This is a genomic window from Corynebacterium sp. LK2590 (assembly GCF_040946105.1).
Classification (GTDB): Bacteria; Actinomycetota; Actinomycetes; order Mycobacteriales; family Mycobacteriaceae; genus Corynebacterium.
In genome coordinates this window covers 50,233-66,433 of record NZ_JAYWMH010000004.1, presented here as the reverse complement: position 1 = coordinate 66,433, position 16,201 = coordinate 50,233, and the positions used below count along the sequence as shown (strand labels likewise).

13 protein-coding genes are annotated in these 16,201 nt (G+C 67.6%); 8 read left to right on the top strand and 5 right to left on the bottom strand.

Annotated elements, in window-relative coordinates; translation table 11 throughout:
• Positions 1-137: 137 nt before the first annotated feature.
• The 4 genes from VVR85_RS06335 (at position 138) to VVR85_RS06320 (ending at position 3,118) form a co-directional block, all read left to right on the top strand.
• Positions 138-1,673 (top strand): acyl-CoA carboxylase subunit beta, encoded by a 1,536-nt coding sequence (locus VVR85_RS06335; protein ID WP_368520101.1) that lies wholly within the window; start codon positions 138-140, stop codon positions 1,671-1,673.
• Between the two features lie 50 nt (positions 1,674-1,723).
• Positions 1,724-1,978 (top strand): acyl-CoA carboxylase subunit epsilon, encoded by a 255-nt coding sequence (locus VVR85_RS06330; protein ID WP_368520100.1) that lies wholly within the window; start codon positions 1,724-1,726, stop codon positions 1,976-1,978.
• A 2-nt stretch (positions 1,979-1,980) separates the two neighbouring features.
• On the top strand, positions 1,981-2,619 hold the full coding sequence (locus tag VVR85_RS06325) for a nucleoside triphosphate pyrophosphatase (RefSeq protein ID WP_368520099.1): 639 nt from the start codon (positions 1,981-1,983) through the stop codon (positions 2,617-2,619).
• A gap of 76 nt (positions 2,620-2,695) precedes the next feature.
• Positions 2,696-3,118, top strand: coding sequence for a DUF3151 domain-containing protein (locus tag VVR85_RS06320; RefSeq protein ID WP_368520098.1), 423 nt, complete (start codon positions 2,696-2,698; stop codon positions 3,116-3,118).
• Between the two features lie 87 nt (positions 3,119-3,205).
• On the opposite strand, the gene VVR85_RS06315 is transcribed toward VVR85_RS06320, so the two are convergent.
• Positions 3,206-4,270: a Cj0069 family protein gene (locus tag VVR85_RS06315; protein ID WP_368520097.1), complete on the bottom strand. Its 1,065-nt coding sequence runs from the start codon at positions 4,268-4,270 to the stop codon at positions 3,206-3,208.
• A gap of 478 nt (positions 4,271-4,748) precedes the next feature.
• On the opposite strand from VVR85_RS06315, the gene VVR85_RS06310 reads away from it, so the two are divergent.
• The 3 genes from VVR85_RS06310 (at position 4,749) to VVR85_RS06300 (ending at position 8,177) form a co-directional block, all read left to right on the top strand.
• The gene (locus tag VVR85_RS06310) at positions 4,749-5,612 is read left to right on the top strand and encodes a sulfurtransferase (protein ID WP_368520096.1); all 864 of its coding nucleotides are present in this window, start codon (positions 4,749-4,751) and stop codon (positions 5,610-5,612) included.
• A gap of 169 nt (positions 5,613-5,781) precedes the next feature.
• The gene (locus VVR85_RS06305) at positions 5,782-7,560 is read left to right on the top strand and encodes a biotin carboxylase N-terminal domain-containing protein (RefSeq protein ID WP_368520095.1); all 1,779 of its coding nucleotides are present in this window, start codon (positions 5,782-5,784) and stop codon (positions 7,558-7,560) included.
• A 14-nt stretch (positions 7,561-7,574) separates the two neighbouring features.
• Positions 7,575-8,177 (top strand): GNAT family N-acetyltransferase, encoded by a 603-nt coding sequence (locus VVR85_RS06300; RefSeq protein ID WP_368520094.1) that lies wholly within the window; start codon positions 7,575-7,577, stop codon positions 8,175-8,177.
• Between the two features lie 9 nt (positions 8,178-8,186).
• Here VVR85_RS06300 and VVR85_RS06295 read toward each other — a convergent pair whose 3' ends face one another.
• Positions 8,187-11,627, bottom strand: coding sequence for a pyruvate carboxylase (locus tag VVR85_RS06295; protein WP_368520093.1), 3,441 nt, complete (start codon positions 11,625-11,627; stop codon positions 8,187-8,189).
• 308 nt (positions 11,628-11,935) lie between these two features.
• On the opposite strand from VVR85_RS06295, the gene VVR85_RS06290 reads away from it, so the two are divergent.
• Complete coding sequence (locus tag VVR85_RS06290) at positions 11,936-12,340, top strand: ATP-binding cassette domain-containing protein (protein ID WP_368520092.1); 405 nt, start codon at positions 11,936-11,938, stop codon at positions 12,338-12,340.
• Between the two features lie 91 nt (positions 12,341-12,431).
• Here the strand turns inward: VVR85_RS06290 and VVR85_RS06285 are convergent, their stop codons facing one another.
• The 3 genes from VVR85_RS06285 to prpD are packed head-to-tail and all read right to left on the bottom strand — an operon-like array spanning position 12,432 to position 16,083.
• Positions 12,432-13,604: a bifunctional 2-methylcitrate synthase/citrate synthase gene (locus VVR85_RS06285; protein ID WP_368520091.1), complete on the bottom strand. Its 1,173-nt coding sequence runs from the start codon at positions 13,602-13,604 to the stop codon at positions 12,432-12,434.
• Between the two features lie 41 nt (positions 13,605-13,645).
• A complete protein-coding gene (gene prpB / locus VVR85_RS06280; RefSeq protein ID WP_368520090.1) occupies positions 13,646-14,572 on the bottom strand; it encodes a methylisocitrate lyase in 927 nt (308 codons plus the stop codon).
• Entirely contained in the window at positions 14,572-16,083 is a 1,512-nt protein-coding gene (gene prpD / locus VVR85_RS06275; protein ID WP_368520089.1) for a 2-methylcitrate dehydratase PrpD, read from the bottom strand. Before prpD ends, prpB begins: the two co-directional genes overlap by 1 nt.
• Between the last annotated feature and the right edge of the window lie 118 nt (positions 16,084-16,201).

Here is a 16,201-nt window from a genome sequence, read left to right as displayed (position 1 = left end):
TGTTAACAGAAACGGGGCGGGCGCCGACTAAAAGGGAGGACCCAGGCAGCCGGAGGGGCCGAGGATACCTTCGGCGCCGCCCGCAGACCACAGGCTGCGAGTTTGTTTTATTTTTAGAGGTTGTAGACTAAGCGATTATGACAGATAAACCGGATCTGAAAACGACTGCCGGCAAGATCACCGATCTGGACAACCGCCTGAGCGAGTCCCGCCAGCCCACCGGCGCTGAGGGCTCGACCGACGCCCGCCAGCGGGTGCTCGACCTGCTGGACGAGGGATCTTTCGTCGAGACGGACGCCCTGGCCCGCCACCGCTCCACCGACTTCGGGCGCGAGCACGACCGCCCCTACACCGACGGCGTGGTGACCGGCTACGGCACCATCGACGGCCGCCGCGTCTGCGTCTTCAGCCAGGACGCCACCGTCTTCGAGGGCACCCTGGGCGAGGTCACCGGGGAAAAGATCTGCAAGCTCTACGACCTGGCGCTGAAGACCGGCGTGCCCATGGTGGGCATCCACGAGTCGGCGGGCCCGCGCGTGCAGGAGGGCATCGTCAGCCTGAGCATGCATGCGCGCATCATGGCCGCCGTCACGCGCGCCTCCGGCCTCATCCCGCAGGTGGCCGTCGTGGTCGGCGACAACGAGGGCATGGCCGCCTTCGCCCCGGCCCTGGCCGATCTGGTCATCGTGGCCCGCGGCGGCGCCCTGCACCAGGCGGCCCCGGCCGTGGTCCAGGAGGTCGCCGGCGCCGAGACGACCGCCGAGGAGCTCGGTAGCGCGGACGCCCTGGCCACCAACGGCACCGCCCACCTCATCGCGGAGACCGACGCCCAGGCCCTGGACTTGGCGCGCACCGCCCTGGCCTACCTACCGGTCAACAACCGCGCCGAGGCCCCGCGCACGGACGCGGAGATCTCCCATGGATCCATCGCGGACAACGTCGACGAGACCGCCCGCGCCCTGGATTCCATCGTGCCCGACGAGGAGACCGGCGCCTTCGACATCACCGAGGTCATCGCGGCCGTGGTGGATCCGGATTCCTTCTTCGAAATCCAGGCCGACTTCGCCGGCAACGTCGTGACCGGCTTCGCGCGCATCGAGGGCCGCGCCGTGGGGTTAGTGGCCAACCAGCCGCTGGCCCTGGCCGGCACCCTGGACGGGGCGGCCTGCGACAAGGCGGCCCGGTTCATCCGCACCTGCGACGCCTTTAATACCCCCATCATCGAGTTCGTCGACTCGCCCGGCTTCCTGCCTCAGCCGGCCGAGGAGCAGGCCGGCCTACTGCGCCGCGCCAACAAGCTGGCCTTCGCCTTCGCCGAGGCCAGCGTCGGCAAGCTGACAATCATCACCCGCAAGGCCATCGGCCCGGCCTACGTCTTCATGGGATCCAAGGACCTGGGCGCCGACCTGGCTTATGCCTGGCCCACCGCCCAGATCGCGGTCACCCAGGCCTCCCAGGCCGCCCGCGCCATCTACGGGGACGCGGCCACGCCCGAGCAGGAAGCGGAGCTGGCCGAGCAGTTCTTGCACCCCTACGCCGCGGCCGAGCGCGGGCTGGTCGACGCCGTTATCGAGCCGGCCACCACCCGCGGCCACCTGGTCGAGGGGCTGCGCCTGCTCGAGCGCAAGATTTCCCAACCCTCCATGAAAAAGCACGGTAATATAACGCTCTAACGCCCGCCCCGCCCGTGCCAGTTACCACCCACCGTGAGGAGCCACCCGCAGTGACCGATACCGCCTCCGCAGCAGTGTCCGAATCCAAGCCCCTGTTCCAAGTAGTCAAGGGCCAGCCCAGCGACACCGAGATCGCGGCCCTGACCGCCGTGTTCACCCAGCTCGCCGCCCAGGCCCGCGCGGCCGCCGCCGGCGCCGGCACGGGCGAGCGCAACCTGTGGGGCGCACGCGACTACGGCCGGCGCGGCCTGCCGGGCCGGGTGGAATACAACCCGAACGCCTTCCGCAACGTGCGTTACTACTAACGATGCCCGCTGCTAACAACGCCGCCGCGGCGCGCCGGCCGCGCATCGTCCTGGCCTCCCAGTCGCCGTCACGGGCCGGCATCCTGCGATCCGGCGGGATTGACCCGGTGCTGGCCCCCGCCGGGGTGGACGAGGAGGCCATCCGGGCAGGCCTGCCGGACGCCTCCCCCGCCGAGGTCGTCGCCGCCCTGGCGCGCGCCAAGGCCCAGGCCGTGGCCACCGAACACGCCGCGGACTACGCCGGCGACGTCATCATCGGCGGCGACAGCATGCTCCTGCTGGACGGGCAGCTGCAGGGCAAGCCGCACACCCGCGCGGCCACCGTGGAGCGCTGGCGCGCCCAGGCCGGGCGCACCGCACACCTTTTGACCGGGCACTGCGTTATCTTCAGCGGGGAGGAATTCGTGGAGACCGCCAGCACGGCGGTCCACTTCGCCGCGGCCGAGGAGGCCGACATCGACGCCTACGCCGCAACCGGCGAGCCGCTCGAATGCGCCGGCGCGTTCACCCTGGAGGCCCTGGGCGGCTGGTTCATCGACGGCATCGAGGGCGATCCCTCCTCCGTTATCGGCCTGTCCCTGCCGGTGGTGCGCCGGGCGCTGTACTCCTTCGGCCTGCGCGTGGCGGATTTCTGGGACTAGCCTTTTCTGGGACTAGCGTTGGGCCCCCTAAAACGCCGCCGACAGGACCGGGTGGGCGCGACTATACTGGCATGCCATGGAGATGAAAGACATGCTTGCCCCTAACCCGATCAAGCTGCCGGCGGATCCCGGTGCGGAGTCCACGCAGGACCTGTCCGCCGGCATCGTCGAGCACCCCGACTCGCCGCTGCTGTGGGCCACCCTGGCCGAGCAGGAGCTGGCCCGGCTGCGCTCCGACGAGGCCCTGCCGACCGCGTATATCACCGCCTACGCCTACGCGCGCACCGGCTACCACCGCAGCCTGGACCGCCTGCGCGGCAACGGCTGGAAGGGCTGGGGCCCAGTCCCCTATTCCCACGAGCCGAACCAGGGCGTGCTGCGCGCCATCGCGGCCCTGGCGCACGCGGCCCAGGCCATCGGCGAGCAGGACGAGTACGACCGCCTGCGCCAGATGCTTAGCGATGCCGACCCGGAGTCGGTCGCTGCCCTGCTGGACTAGCTAGGCTGGCTTAGACACTAAAAACCGCCCCGGGAGGCTGATTTAGCCCCGGGGCGGTTTATCGTTGCCGGTGGTTGTTGGCCGGTCTTAGGCGGCGCCGTGCTTGGCCTCGACGCGGGAGATGGCCTCGGCGGCCACCTTCTGCTGGATGCCCATGTCCAGCTCGGAGGTGAAGCCCACGCAGGAGCAGTTGATTTCGCCCAGGACGTAGGTGTCCTCGCCGTTCTCGCCGTCGGCGAGCATGAAGTCGGCGGTCCAGATCAGCGGGATGTTGTCGCCGCCGAGCTTCTCCGCGATGACCGGGCGGACCTCGGCGAACATGTCGACCAGATCCTGCCAGGACTCCGGGGAGTCGTAGGTGTACTTCGCGCCGGAGAACAGCGTGGCGGAGAAGTTGTCGCCGCCCTCGGCCGGCTTCTTGTGGACCACGAAGACCGGCTCCACGCCGACCAGGAGGATGCGGATTTCGCCCTCGACGATGCGCGGCATGAAGCGCATGTCCACCAGCATGCCGTTATCGCCCTCGATGTACTGGTCGCAGAAGTCCATGAACTCGCCCAGCTGGCGCTCCTCGGTGTGGTTGTCCACGGCCTCGGTGCACTTGAGCTCGGTATCCAGCGGCAGCGTGGTGCCCGGCTCAACACTGGCGGCCAGCTCCTTGTCCTTGAGCTGCACGCGCCAGATGCCGGAGCCGGTGGACCCGCGGTTCTGCTTGAGGACGCGCTCGCCGTAGGACAGGGTCTGCGGGAAGGTCTCGTGGAAGCTCTCGACGTCGTAGTAGGCCTGGGTGTCCTCCGGGACCAGGTCGGTCTGATTCAGCTTGACCAGGGCGTCCTTGGCGCCGTAGGCCATCATCTCCTCCGGGGTGGACATGCCCACCAGGCCGGCCTCGGACAGCTTGGTCAGGAGATCGAAGTAGCCCTTCTCCCCGCCCGGGATGTTGCCCGGGTTCACGCGGGAGATGTAGGCGTCGAAGTTGTTGGAGACGTAGTCGAAGAGATCCTCGGACCACTCCGGGCGGAAGTAGACGACCTCGGAGTGCCAGCCGGCCTCCTGCAGAGACTCGACGATGGGCATGGTGTCCTTGCGGTGGCCGTTGAACTGCTTGTCGGATCCGCCTTCAACTTCGAAGACGACGATGGCTTTGTGCATGGGTGAAACCTTTCGGGAAAGGGGGCATCGGTCACGTCTGGGGCACCGGATTTCTAGCGGCTCCCACACCCTTTAATTTATCGGACTTCCCGCCGCCGCGCGCGCCGGGAATTACCCCCTCTATCCCACCTTTAAGCGGGGTTTTTGGGGGTTGATCAGGCCGGGCGGAAAGCGCGCGTGCACCCTACCAGCACACTTGTTATAACCAGCGCCCCGGCGGGGCGGCGCAGGGCCCGGGGAAGGGGCATCGGCGGGCGCAGGAATGTATTAAATACCACACCCGTCGCGGGGAAGTGACCAATCGTTTTCCGCGCGGTAAAGTATGTGGCAGTAAAAGTTATACGCAGATTCAACCGTGACTCAGCCCCGCCGGCCCCAGCCCCGGCGCCTGGGTCAACACTTTTCGGACCGCGCCGTGAAGCCCCCTTTACCCAGCGCACGGCGCGCACCGCACCCCCGAAGAAAGGTTTCAAAGAGCATGACCGAATTCGACCCGCACCCGCCCTTCCAGGACTTCGCGCACCCCGGCCGCTTGGTCTCCGCGCCGTGGCTGTCCGCCCGGCTGGGGGTCAAAGGCCTGCGCGTCATCGAGGTCGATGAAGACTCCCTGCTCTACGACATCGGGCACATCCCCACCGCCAGCCGCATCAACTTCCAGAAGGAACTGATGGACCCTACCACCCGCGACATCATCGACGGCGCGGCCTTCCAGCAGCTCATGCAGGACAAGGGCATCAGCCGCGAGGACACCGTGGTCTTCTACGGCGACAAGTCCAACTGGTGGGCCGCCTACGCCCTGTGGGTCTTCGAGCTCTACGGACACCCGGACACGCGGCTGCTCGACGGCGGGCGCGACGCCTGGATGGCCGAGGAGCGCGACACCTCCTTCGCCGTGCCGGAATTCGCGGCCTCCGACTACCCGGCCGTCGAGCGCGACGACGCCCCGCATCGCGTCTTCGTCGACGAGCTGCGCTCCACCGACGCCGTCATTGTGGACACCCGCAGCCCCGAGGAATTCGCCGGCCAGCCGACCAGCGCCTCCCCGCAGGGCAACTCCGCCTACGGGACCACCATCCGCCACGGCCACATCCCGGGCGCGACCAACCTGGAGTGGGACCGCGCGATGTACCCGAACGGCACCTTCCGCTCCCTGGAGGAGCTGCGGGTCAACTACGGCAACCTGAATGCCGGGGATCCCACCATCCTCTATTCGCACGTCGGCGCGCAGGCCGCGCACACCTGGTTCGTCCTCAAATTCCTGCTGGGAGTCGAGAACGTCCGCACCTACGACGGCTCCTGGGCCGAGTGGGGCAATATGGTTCGAATGCCCATCGAGCGCTAGAATCCTAGTGTCTAAGCCGAGCTGGGTGTAACACGCCGGAGAAATTCCCGTATCTAACCTGGTACGGGATTATTTTTTGCATAATTTTTAGAACCTGACGGTTTTCTCATGTTTTGATGTGCAAGAATAGTAAGCGATCCAATACTAGTTTTTCAGGAGGATTCCTGCTGTGGCAGTTGAACAAAAGAAGATCACCAAGGTGCTCATCGCCAACCGTGGTGAGATCGCAGTTCGCGTCATCCGCGCTGCGCGCGATGCCGGCATCAGCTCCGTAGCGGTCTACGCCGAGCCCGATGCCACCGCCCCCTTCGTCGAGCTTGCCGACGAGGCCTTCGCGCTGGGCGGGACCACCTCTGCCGAGTCCTATTTGGTCTTCGACAAGATCCTCGACGCCGCCGCCAAGTCCGGCGCCGACGCCATCCACCCGGGCTACGGCTTCCTGTCCGAGAACGCCGACTTCGCCCAGGCCGTCCTCGACGCCGGCCTCATCTGGATCGGCCCCTCCCCGGAGGCCATCGCGGCCCTGGGCGACAAGGTCACCGCCCGGCGCATCGCGGAGCGGGCCGACGCCCCCATGGCTCCGGGCACCAAGGACCCGGTGGCCGAGTCCGCGGAGGTCGAGGCCTTCGCCCAGGAGCACGGCCTGCCGGTGGCCATCAAGGCGGCCTTCGGCGGCGGCGGCCGCGGCATGAAGGTCGCCTACACGCACGAGGAGATCCCGGAGCTTTTCGAGTCCGCCACCCGCGAGGCCGTGACCGCCTTCGGCCGCGGCGAGTGCTTCGTGGAGCGCTACCTGGACAAGGCCCGCCACGTCGAGGCCCAGGTCCTGGCCGACATGCACGGCAACGTCGTGGTGGTCGGCACCCGCGACTGCTCCCTGCAGCGCCGCTTCCAGAAGCTGGTCGAGGAGGCGCCGGCCCCCTTCCTGACCGACGAGCAGCGCGCCACCATCCACGACTCGGCCAAGCGCATCTGCCGCGAGGCCGGCTACTACGGCGCCGGCACCGTGGAATACCTGGTCGGATCCGACGGGCTCATCTCCTTCCTCGAGGTCAACACCCGCCTGCAGGTCGAGCACCCGGTCTCCGAGGAGACCACCGGCCTGGACCTGGTGCGCGAGCAGTTCCGCATCGCCCAGGGCGAAAAGCTGCCCTTTAGCGAGGACCCGACCCCGCGCGGCCACGCCTTCGAGTTCCGCATCAACGGCGAGGACGCCGCCGCCGGCTTCATGCCGGCCCCGGGCACCGTGGTGGATTACCGCGAGCCGACCGGCCCGGGCGTGCGCGTGGACTCCGGCGTGCGCGCCGGCAGCGTCATCGGCGGCCAGTTCGACTCCATGCTGGGCAAGCTCATCGTCTGGGGCCCGGACCGCGAGACCGCCCTGCAGCGCTCCGCCCGCGCCCTGGGAGAATTCACCGTCACCGGCCTGCCGACGGTCATCCCCTTCCACCAGGCCATCGTGGCCGATCCCGCCTTCCGCGGCGACGGCGAGTCCTTCGACGTCTACACCAAGTGGATCGAGGAGGAGTGGTCCGGTGACCTGCCGGCCTACCAGGATCCGGACGCCGAGGCCGAGGACGCCGAGGCCCTGCCGGCCCAGAAGTACGTCGTGGAGGTCAACGGCCGCCGCGTCGAGGTGGCCCTGCCGGGCGATCTGGTGCTGGGCGCCGGCGCGGGGGCGCCGAAGAAGAAGTCCAAGAAGCGCCGCGGCGGCGGCTCCAAGGCGGCCGTGTCCGGCGACGCCGTGGTCGCGCCCATGCAGGGCACCGTCATCAAGGTCGCCGTCGAGGAGGGCCAGGAGGTCGCCGAGGGCGACGTCCTCATCGTGCTGGAGGCCATGAAGATGGAAAACCCGGTCAAGGCCCACAAGGCCGGCGTGGTCACGGGCCTGGCCGTGGAGACCGGCGCCCAGATCAACAAGGGCAACCCCATGCTGGAGATCAAGTAGCTAGGCTGGTGGGCATGACTGATAATGCCCACTCCCCTTCTGAGCACCGCACCCCGCTGCACCCCGACGTCAACGACACGGGGATCAGGCTGCGGCTGGCCCAGGATGATGACCGCACCTACCTGTCGCGCCTGTTCTACCTGACCGACGTGCTCGGTGACGAGACGGCCGCGCTGGGCGAGGAACACCTGCGCGACATCGGCCCCTACGTGGGCGAATGGTCCCCGCGCGTGGACGGCGGGGTCATCGCCATCTCCGAGTACGAGGTCCCGGCCGGCGGGGCCTGGCTGCGCTACTTCACAGGCGAGCACAAGGGCGTGGCCTACACCGGCCGCCCGGACGCCGATCCCCACGATGACAGCCAGTGGGCCACGGAATTCGACCCGGAAGACATCCCCGAACTGTGCATCGCCGTCGAGCGGCGCTACGCCGGCCTAGGCCTGGGCAAGCGCCTGCTGCGCAACGTCGTGGATCTCGCCCGGGAGCAGACCGCGCCGGCCGTCTCCCTGTGGGTCGATCCTCGCAACGAGCGGGCCCGCCGGCTCTACGATGCCGCCGGTTTCACCCCGCTGGAGGTCCCCGGCGGCGAACCGGGGACCATGATTTACTACTTCTAGCTTCTTAAGCTAGCTGACCACCACGATGAGGTCGCCGCCCTCGACCTTGGTGGCCTGGCCGATGGCCAGGCGCTCCACCGTGCCGGACTGGGTGGCGGAAATGGACGCCTCCATCTTCATGGCCTCGATGACGGCGACCTGATCGCCCTCTTCGACCTCGTCGCCGACCTTGACGGTCGGGTTGACCACGCCCGCGAACGGGGCGGCCACGTGGCCCGGGTTGGCCGAGTCGGCTTTCTCCACCGTCGCGACGGTGGACTCGGCGGAGTGGTCGCGCACCTTCATCGGGCGGATCTGGCCGTTGACGTTGAGGATGACCGAGCGCATGCCCTTCTCATCCGGCTCGCCGACCGCGTCCAGCCGCACGACCATGGCGTTAAGCGACTCGCGCTCCGTGCTGTTTTCCGGGAAGAAGTGGACGATCTTCTCCTCGCCCTCGGTCAGGCCGTAGAAGAACTCGGCATCGTTGAGCGCCTCGGTGTTGCCGTACTGGCGGCGGAACTCCTTGAACTCCTCGAACTGCTTCGGGAAGAGCAGGTGGTTGAGGGCCTCGCGGCGCTCGGTGAAATCCTCCGAGTCCAGGTGGCGGGCCTGATCGGCCGGGACCTCAGAAATCTGCGGCCCCTCCTTCTCGCCCGCGCGGCCGGAGAGGATCTTGTCGCGCAGCGGCGGCCAGCCGCTGGACGGGGTGCCCAGCTCGCCGCGCAGGAAGGCGATGACGGAGTCCGGGATGTCGTACTTGGTCGGCTCCTTGGCAAAGTCCGCCGGGTCCACGCCGGCGCCCACCAGGTGCAGCGCCAGGTCGCCCACGACCTTCGAGGACGGGGTGACCTTGGTCGGCCGGCCCAGCATCTCGTTGACGGCGGCGTAGGTGTCCTCGATGACCTCGAAGCGGTCGGCCAGGCCCAGCGCGGAGGCCTGGGCGCGCAGGTTGGACAGCTGGCCGCCCGGGATCTCGTGCTTGTAGACCCGGCCCGTCGGGCCCGGGATGCCGTTCTCAAACGGGGCGTAGACCTGGCGCACGGCCTCCCAGTAGGGCTCCAGGTCGGAGACGGCCTGCAGGTCGATGCCGGTGTCCCGCTTGGTGTTCGCCAGGGCCGCGACGATGGCGGACAGGGACGGCTGCGAGGTGGTGCCCGCCAGCGGGGCCGAGGCGCCATCGACGGCGTCGGCGCCGGACAGGGCCGCCGCGTAGTAGGTGGCCAGCTGGCCGCCCGCGGTGTCGTGGGTGTGCACGTGCACCGGCAGGTCGAAGTTCTTGCGCAGGGCCATGACCAGCTTGCTGGCCGCCTCCGGGCGCAGCAGGCCGGCCATGTCCTTGATGGCCAGCACGTGGGCGCCGGATTCGACGATCTGCTCGGCCAGGCGCAGGTAGTAGTCCAGCGTGTAGATGTCTTCCTTCGGCGAGGTCATGTCCCCGGAGTAGGCCATGGCGACCTCGGCGACGGTGGTGCCGGTCTCGAGGACGGCATCGATAGCCGGGCGCATCTGGCTGACGTCGTTCAGGGCGTCGAAGATGCGGAATACGTCCACGCCGGAGCGGGCGGCTTCCTCCACGAAGGAGTGGCAGACCTTGTCCGGGTACGGGGTGTAGCCGACGGTGTTGCGGCCGCGCAGCAGCATCTGGATGTTGACGTTCGGCATGGCCTCGCGCAGCATGTCCAGGCGGACCCAGGGGTCCTCGTGGAGGAAGCGCATGGCCACGTCGAAGGTCGCCCCGCCCCAGGCCTCCACGGAGTACAGGTTCGGGGTCAGGCGCGCGACGTGCTCGGCGGCGGAGACCAGGGTGGTGCCGCGCACGCGGGTGGCCAGCAGCGACTGGTGCGCGTCGCGGAAGGTGGTGTCCGTGACTGCCAGGGCGTCCTGGGCGCGCAGCTTCTCGGCGAAGCCCTTCGGGCCCAGCTCGCGCAGCTCGTCGCGGGAGCCGCGCGGCAGCTCGGAGTCGCGGTGGGAGCGCTCCGGCAGCTTGTCGAAGGGGCGCAGCGGTGTCGGGCGCTCGCCGTTGGGGCGGTTGACGGTGGTCTCGGCCAGGTAGTCCAGGATGCGGCCCGGCTCGTCGCTGGCCGGCGGGGCCTTGAGCAGGTCCGGGTGGTTGGCAATGAAGCCGGTGTCAATGCGGTGCGCGGTGAAGTCCGGCTCCCGCAGCAGGGCGCGCAGGAAGCCGATGTTGGTGGAGACCCCGGAGACCGTGAACTCGTTGAGCGCGCGGATGGCACGCGCCACCGCCTGCTGGAAGTCCTTGCCGCGGCAGGTCATCTTCACCAGCAGGGAGTCGAAGTTCGGGGAGATCTCCGCGCCGACCGCGGTCGCGCCGTCCAGGCGCACGCCGGCGCCGCCCGGCGAGCGGTACGCCGTCAGCGTGCCCGTGTCCGGGCGGAAGCCGTTGTTCGGGTCCTCGGTGGTGATGCGGCACTGCAGCGCCGAGCCGGTCAGGTGGATGGCCTCCTGGTTAAGGCCCAGGTCCTCCAGGCTGGCGCCGGCGGCGATCTGCATCTGGGACTTCACGATGTCCACGCCGGTGACCTCCTCGGTCACGGTGTGCTCGACCTGCACGCGCGGGTTCATCTCGATGAAGACGTGGTTGCCACGCTCGTCGACGAGGAACTCGACCGTGCCGGCACCCTCGTAGTTGATGTGGCGGCAGAACTTCACCGCGTCCTGGCAGATGCGGTCGCGCAGCTCGGCGTCCAGGAACGGCGCCGGGGCGATCTCCACGACCTTCTGGTGGCGGCGCTGCACGGAGCAGTCGCGCTCGAAGAGGTGGATGACGTTGCCCTGGGAATCGGCCAGGATCTGGACCTCGATGTGCTGCGGGTTAATGACGGCGGTCTCCAGGTAGACGCTGCCATCGCCGAAGGCCGCCTCCGCCTCGCGGGAGGCCTCCGCCGCCTTCTCCTTGAGCTTCCCCGGCGTCTCGACGAAGCGCATGCCGCGCCCGCCGCCGCCGGCCACGGCCTTGACGAAGACCGGGAACTGGAAGTCATCGGCATAAGCAACCAGCTGGTCCACGTCGGTGGACGGCTCGGAGTCCTTCAGGGTCGGCAGCCCGGCCTCCTCGGCCGCGTGCACGGCGGCCGCCTTGTCGCCGGTCAGATCCAGCGTCTCCGGGGTCGGGCCGATAAATTTGATGCCGGCGTCCTGGCACGCCCGCGCTAGATCCGCGCGCTCGGACAGGAAGCCGTAGCCCGGGTAGACGGCGTCCGCGCCGGACTTCTTCGCCGCCCGGATGATCTCCTCAATATCCAGGTAGGCCTTCACCGGCTGGCCTTCGGTGCCGATACGCACGGCCTCGTCCGCGAAAGCCCGGTGGAAGGAGTTTCGATCCTCCCGGGGATAAACAGCAACGGTGGTAGCCCCGGTCTCAAAGGCCGCACGGAAGGCACGCACGGCAATCTCGCCGCGGTTAGCGACGAGCACCTTCGAGAACGAGGCAGGGGCAGTCTGAACCACGAGTTTTCCTTTCAGTTCAGTGAGTGATGCACCTTACATCCTAGTTCCATCACGACCGTTTTAGGGACGATTTCCAGTGCAAAGATTCACACAGTTGCAACGGGATTCCTGCAAAGCTTGTAAAGCAGGTAGTTCTGGGAAAACTCGGCAGCCCGCCGACGGGAAGCTAAGCCGCCTGGCGCGGCCCCGGGCAACACCCAGGGCAAGCACCCCCGCCCGCCTGCACCCGCTTCCCCTCTCCCACCTATTTTTATTCACCTATACTAAACCCCGTTCAACCACTGGCTATCCCGCTTCACTTTTTAAGAATGAAAACAATAGAACTTTCACACGTCACCACCACCCTGGGTTCTGGGCCCCGCGCAACGACGGCTCTGCGGGACTGCTCCCTGACAGCAGGTGCGGGCGAATTCGTCGCGTTGACTGGCAAGAGCGGCTCCGGCAAAACGACCCTACTGCGCTTAATGCTGTACGAGTTGAGCATTACAAGTCGCTGGGACCGACGAATCCTAGCCACTCTCCTCGGCGGCACGGCGCTTACGTCAGTTGTCGGAGGGATACTGGCGGCATCGCTGAGCTTGGCCGTCGTACACTTGGTGTTGGGTCCGACCGGGTTCGTCGTGGCTTGGGATTGGGCCGCCGCCGGCTGGGCTACTCTAGCCGTAGTGGCCGGCACCATCGTGGGCTTTGCCCTGGGTCGCCGGCGCAGCTAGCCCTGCCAGCACTAGTTCCCAGTACCCCGGCCTCAGCGGCGGCGCTCGAGTACTGGGAACCGGCGGTATCAGGTTTTGGGGCAGGCCCGCCTTAGTAGGACTTCGGCGGGACCGAGCGCTGTTCTTCACCGACGTAGGCGGACAGCGGGCGGATGAGCGAGTTGTTCTCGTTTTGCTCCACGATGTGGGCGGTCCAGCCGGTGATGCGAGACATCACGAAGATGGGCGTGAAGAACTCAATGTCGAAGCCCAGGATGTGGTAGGCCGGGCCGGCCGGGAAGTCCAGGTTCGGGCGGATCTTGATGGAGGTGTTTTCGTACATGGTCTTCGCCATGATGTCGTACATCTCGACCCACTGCTCCTGGCCGTGCTCCTTGGCCAGCTCCTTGAAGGCGGCCTCCATGGTGGGCACGCGGGAGTCGCCGTTCTTGTAGACGCGGTGGCCAAAGCCCATGACCAGTTCCTTGTTGGCCAGCTTGTTCTTGGTCCACTCCTCCGCCTTGGCCGGGTCGCCGACCTCCAGGAAGTTCTTCATCACGGCCTCGTTGGCGCCGCCGTGCAGCGGGCCCTTGAGGGCGCCGATGGCGGCCACGATGGCGGAGTAGGTATCCGACATGGTGGAGGTGACCACGCGGGCGGAGAAGGTGGAGGCGTTGAAGGAGTGCTCCGCGTAGAGGATGAGCGACTTGTCGAAGGCCTCGATATCAGCGCGGTTGTTGGCCGGGGAGCCTTCCTCCTCGCCGAAGACCATCCACAGGAAGTTCTCGGCGAAGCCCTTCTTGCGGGACGGCTGGATGTAGTCCTCGCCGCGGCGGCGGCGGATGTCCAGGGCGATGATCGTCGGGATCTTGGCCATCAGCTCTAAGGCGGTGCGGCGGATGTGCTCGGAGTCGCGGGTGTAGGCCTCCGGGTCCTGGGCGCCGATATAGGAGATGGCGGTGCGCAGGACGTCCATCGGGTGGCAGGACAGCGGCATCGACTTGATCAGGTCGATGAGGTGGCGGTCCAGGTGGCGCAGGGCCTTTTCCCGGGCGGAGAAGCGGATGAGGGATTCCTGGCCGGGCAGCTTGCCGTTCCACAGCAGGTAAGCGACCTCCTCGAAGCAGCAGTAGCGGGCCAGTTCCTGGACCGGGTAGCCGCGGTAGGTCAGGGAGTTGGTCTCCGGGACGACCTTGGAGATGGCGGTCTCGTCGACGACGACGCCGTAGAGGCCCTTGCGGATCTCCGGTTCCTGGTTCTTGGTATCAGCTGCGGTATCAGACATGGTGAATGCCTCTTTCTTTCAACGAAGGTGGGTGGTGGGGTTTAGAAGGTAGGACGGTAGGAGTCCTTGGAGTAGGTGAACACCGAGTTGTCGAAGGCGTTGTACTCGTCGTAGCGAACCAGCTCGTAGAGGCGGGAGCGGTGCTGCATGCGCTCGAGCCACTCGGTCTGCAGGCCGGTGTCCGCCATGTCGCGGAGGAAGTCCTCGGTCGCGCCCATGGCCACGCGGAAGGTGGAGACCGGCCAGATGACGGCGTTGTAGCCCAGATCCTGCAGTTGCTGGGCGCTGAGCAGCTCGGTCTTGCCGAACTCCGTCATGTTCGCCAGCAGCGGGGTGTCTACCGCGGCGCGGAACTTCTCGAAGTCCGCGGGGTTGTAGAGCGCCTCGGTGAAGATCAGGTCGGCGCCGGCGTCGGCGTAGGCCTTGGCGCGCTCGATGGCCTCGTCGATGCCGTGGATGCCGGCGGCGTCCGTGCGCGCACAGATGACGAAGTTCTCGTCGCGGCGCTCGTTGACGGCAGCGGTGATGCGGCGCACCATCACGTCGGTTTCCACGACCTCCTTGCCGTCCAGGTGGCCGCAACGCTTCGGGTTGACCTGGTCCTCCAGGTGGCAGCCGGCCAGGCCGGCGTCCTCCAACGCGGCGATGGTGCGGGCGGCGGACATGGGCTCGCCGAAGCCGGTGTCGGCATCGACCAGCACGGGCAGGTCGGTCACGCGGGCGATCTGGCCGGCGCGCTGGGCCACCTCGGTCAGGGTGGTCAGGCCGATGTCCGGCAGGCCCAGATCGTTGGCCAGCACGGCGCCGGAAATATAGACGCCGCCGAAGCCGCCGATGTCCTGGATGAGCCGCGCGGTCAACGGGTTGAACGCGCCGGGCAGCGTGGTGATGTTCTCGTCCGCCAGGGTCTGGCGCAGCGCCTGGCGTTTCTCAGTGTCAGTAACGGTGGAACCAAACAGGCCAGCCATTAGAAGAGTCCTTCCGGGGTGTTGGAGGCTTGGGCGAGGGCGGCATCGTTAAGCCGGACGTTGAGCTCGCTCAAATCGGTGAGTTCGCGCAGGTTCTGGGCGGCGGCCAGGAAGCGGTCCTGCTCGGCCGGGTCGACCAAGCCCTCGGCGAGGGTGCGGAACTTGGTGATGTAGTTGTCGCGCTCGAACGGGCGCGCGCCCAGCGGGTGGGCATTGGCCACGGCCATCTCGTCCTCGACCACGGTGCCGTCGTTGAAGGTGATGACCGCCTTGGCGCCGAAGGCCTTCTCGTTCGGGTCGTGGGAGTGATAGCGGCGGGTCCACTCGGGGTCTTCCACGGTGGAGATCTTGTGCCACAGCTCCACGGTGTCCGGGCGGGCGGCGCGCTCCGGCAAGTAGGAGTCCACGTGGTGCCAGCCGCCGTCCTGCAGGGCCACGGCGAAGATGTACATGATGGAGTGATCCAGGGTCTCGCGGGAGGCCTGCGGGTCCATCTTCTGCGGGTCGTTCGCGCCGGTGCCGATGACGTAGTGGGTGTGGTGCGAGGTGTGCAGGACGATGGACTCGATGTCAGCGGTGTCCAGGCCCTTGTCCGCCAGGGTCTGCTTCATGCGGATGGCCAGGTCGATGGGCGCCTGGGACTGGTATTCCGCGGAGTGCTCCTTGGTGTAGGTGTCCAGGATGGCGCGCTTGGCCTCGCCGGGGGCCGGCAGCGGCACAGTGTAGGTGCGCTCCGGGGAGTGCAGCATCCAGGCGATGAAGCCGTCCTCGCCCTCCCAGATGGGGGCCGGCGCGCCCTCGCCGCGCATGGTGCGGTCGACGGCCTCGATGGCCATCTTGCCGGCGAACGCCGGGGCGTAGGCCTTCCAGGAGGAAATCAGGCCCTTGCGGGACTGGCGGGTGGCGGTGGTGGTGTGCAGCGCCTGGCCCACGGCCTGGTAGATGGTCTCGGTGTCCAGCTCCAGCAGGGTGCCCAGGCCGGCGGCCACGGACGGGCCGAGGTGGGCGACGTGGTCGATCTTGTGCTCGTGGAGGCAGATGCCCTTGACCAGGTTGACCTGGATCTCGTAGCCGGTGGCCACCGCGCGGATGAGCTCCTTGCCGCCCAGGCCCTTATGCTGGGCGACGGCCAGCAGCGGCGGGATGTTGTCGCCGGGGTGGGAGTATTCCGCGGCCAGGAAGGTGTCGTGGAAGTCCAGCTCGCGCACGGCGGTGCCGTTGGCCAGGGCGGCCCACTCGGCGGAGTAGGTGCCGTCGATGCCGAAGACGCTGGCGCCGCCTTCGGTAACCGGGTGGCCCTCGGCCATGCTGCGCGCAGAGGTGACCGGGCGACGGGTGACGGAGGCAACCGCCACGGCCGCGTTATCGATGATGCGGTTGATGATCATGTCCGCGACCTCGTCGTCGACGGCCACCGGGTCCGCGGCGACCTGCGCCACCTTGTAGGCCAGGTGCTCCTCCAGCGGGAAGTCCTCCGCGGACTTGTGGGTGCGTACTTGGTGCTCGATCATGGTCTGCCGTGCCTGCCTTTCTAGGCCCCCATTGTGAGGGCCGTAACACTTGTTTGCGTTTCACATCACACTAGGCGCTTGCCGCGGGCCCAGACCACAAGTAAAGTTTGCGGAATAG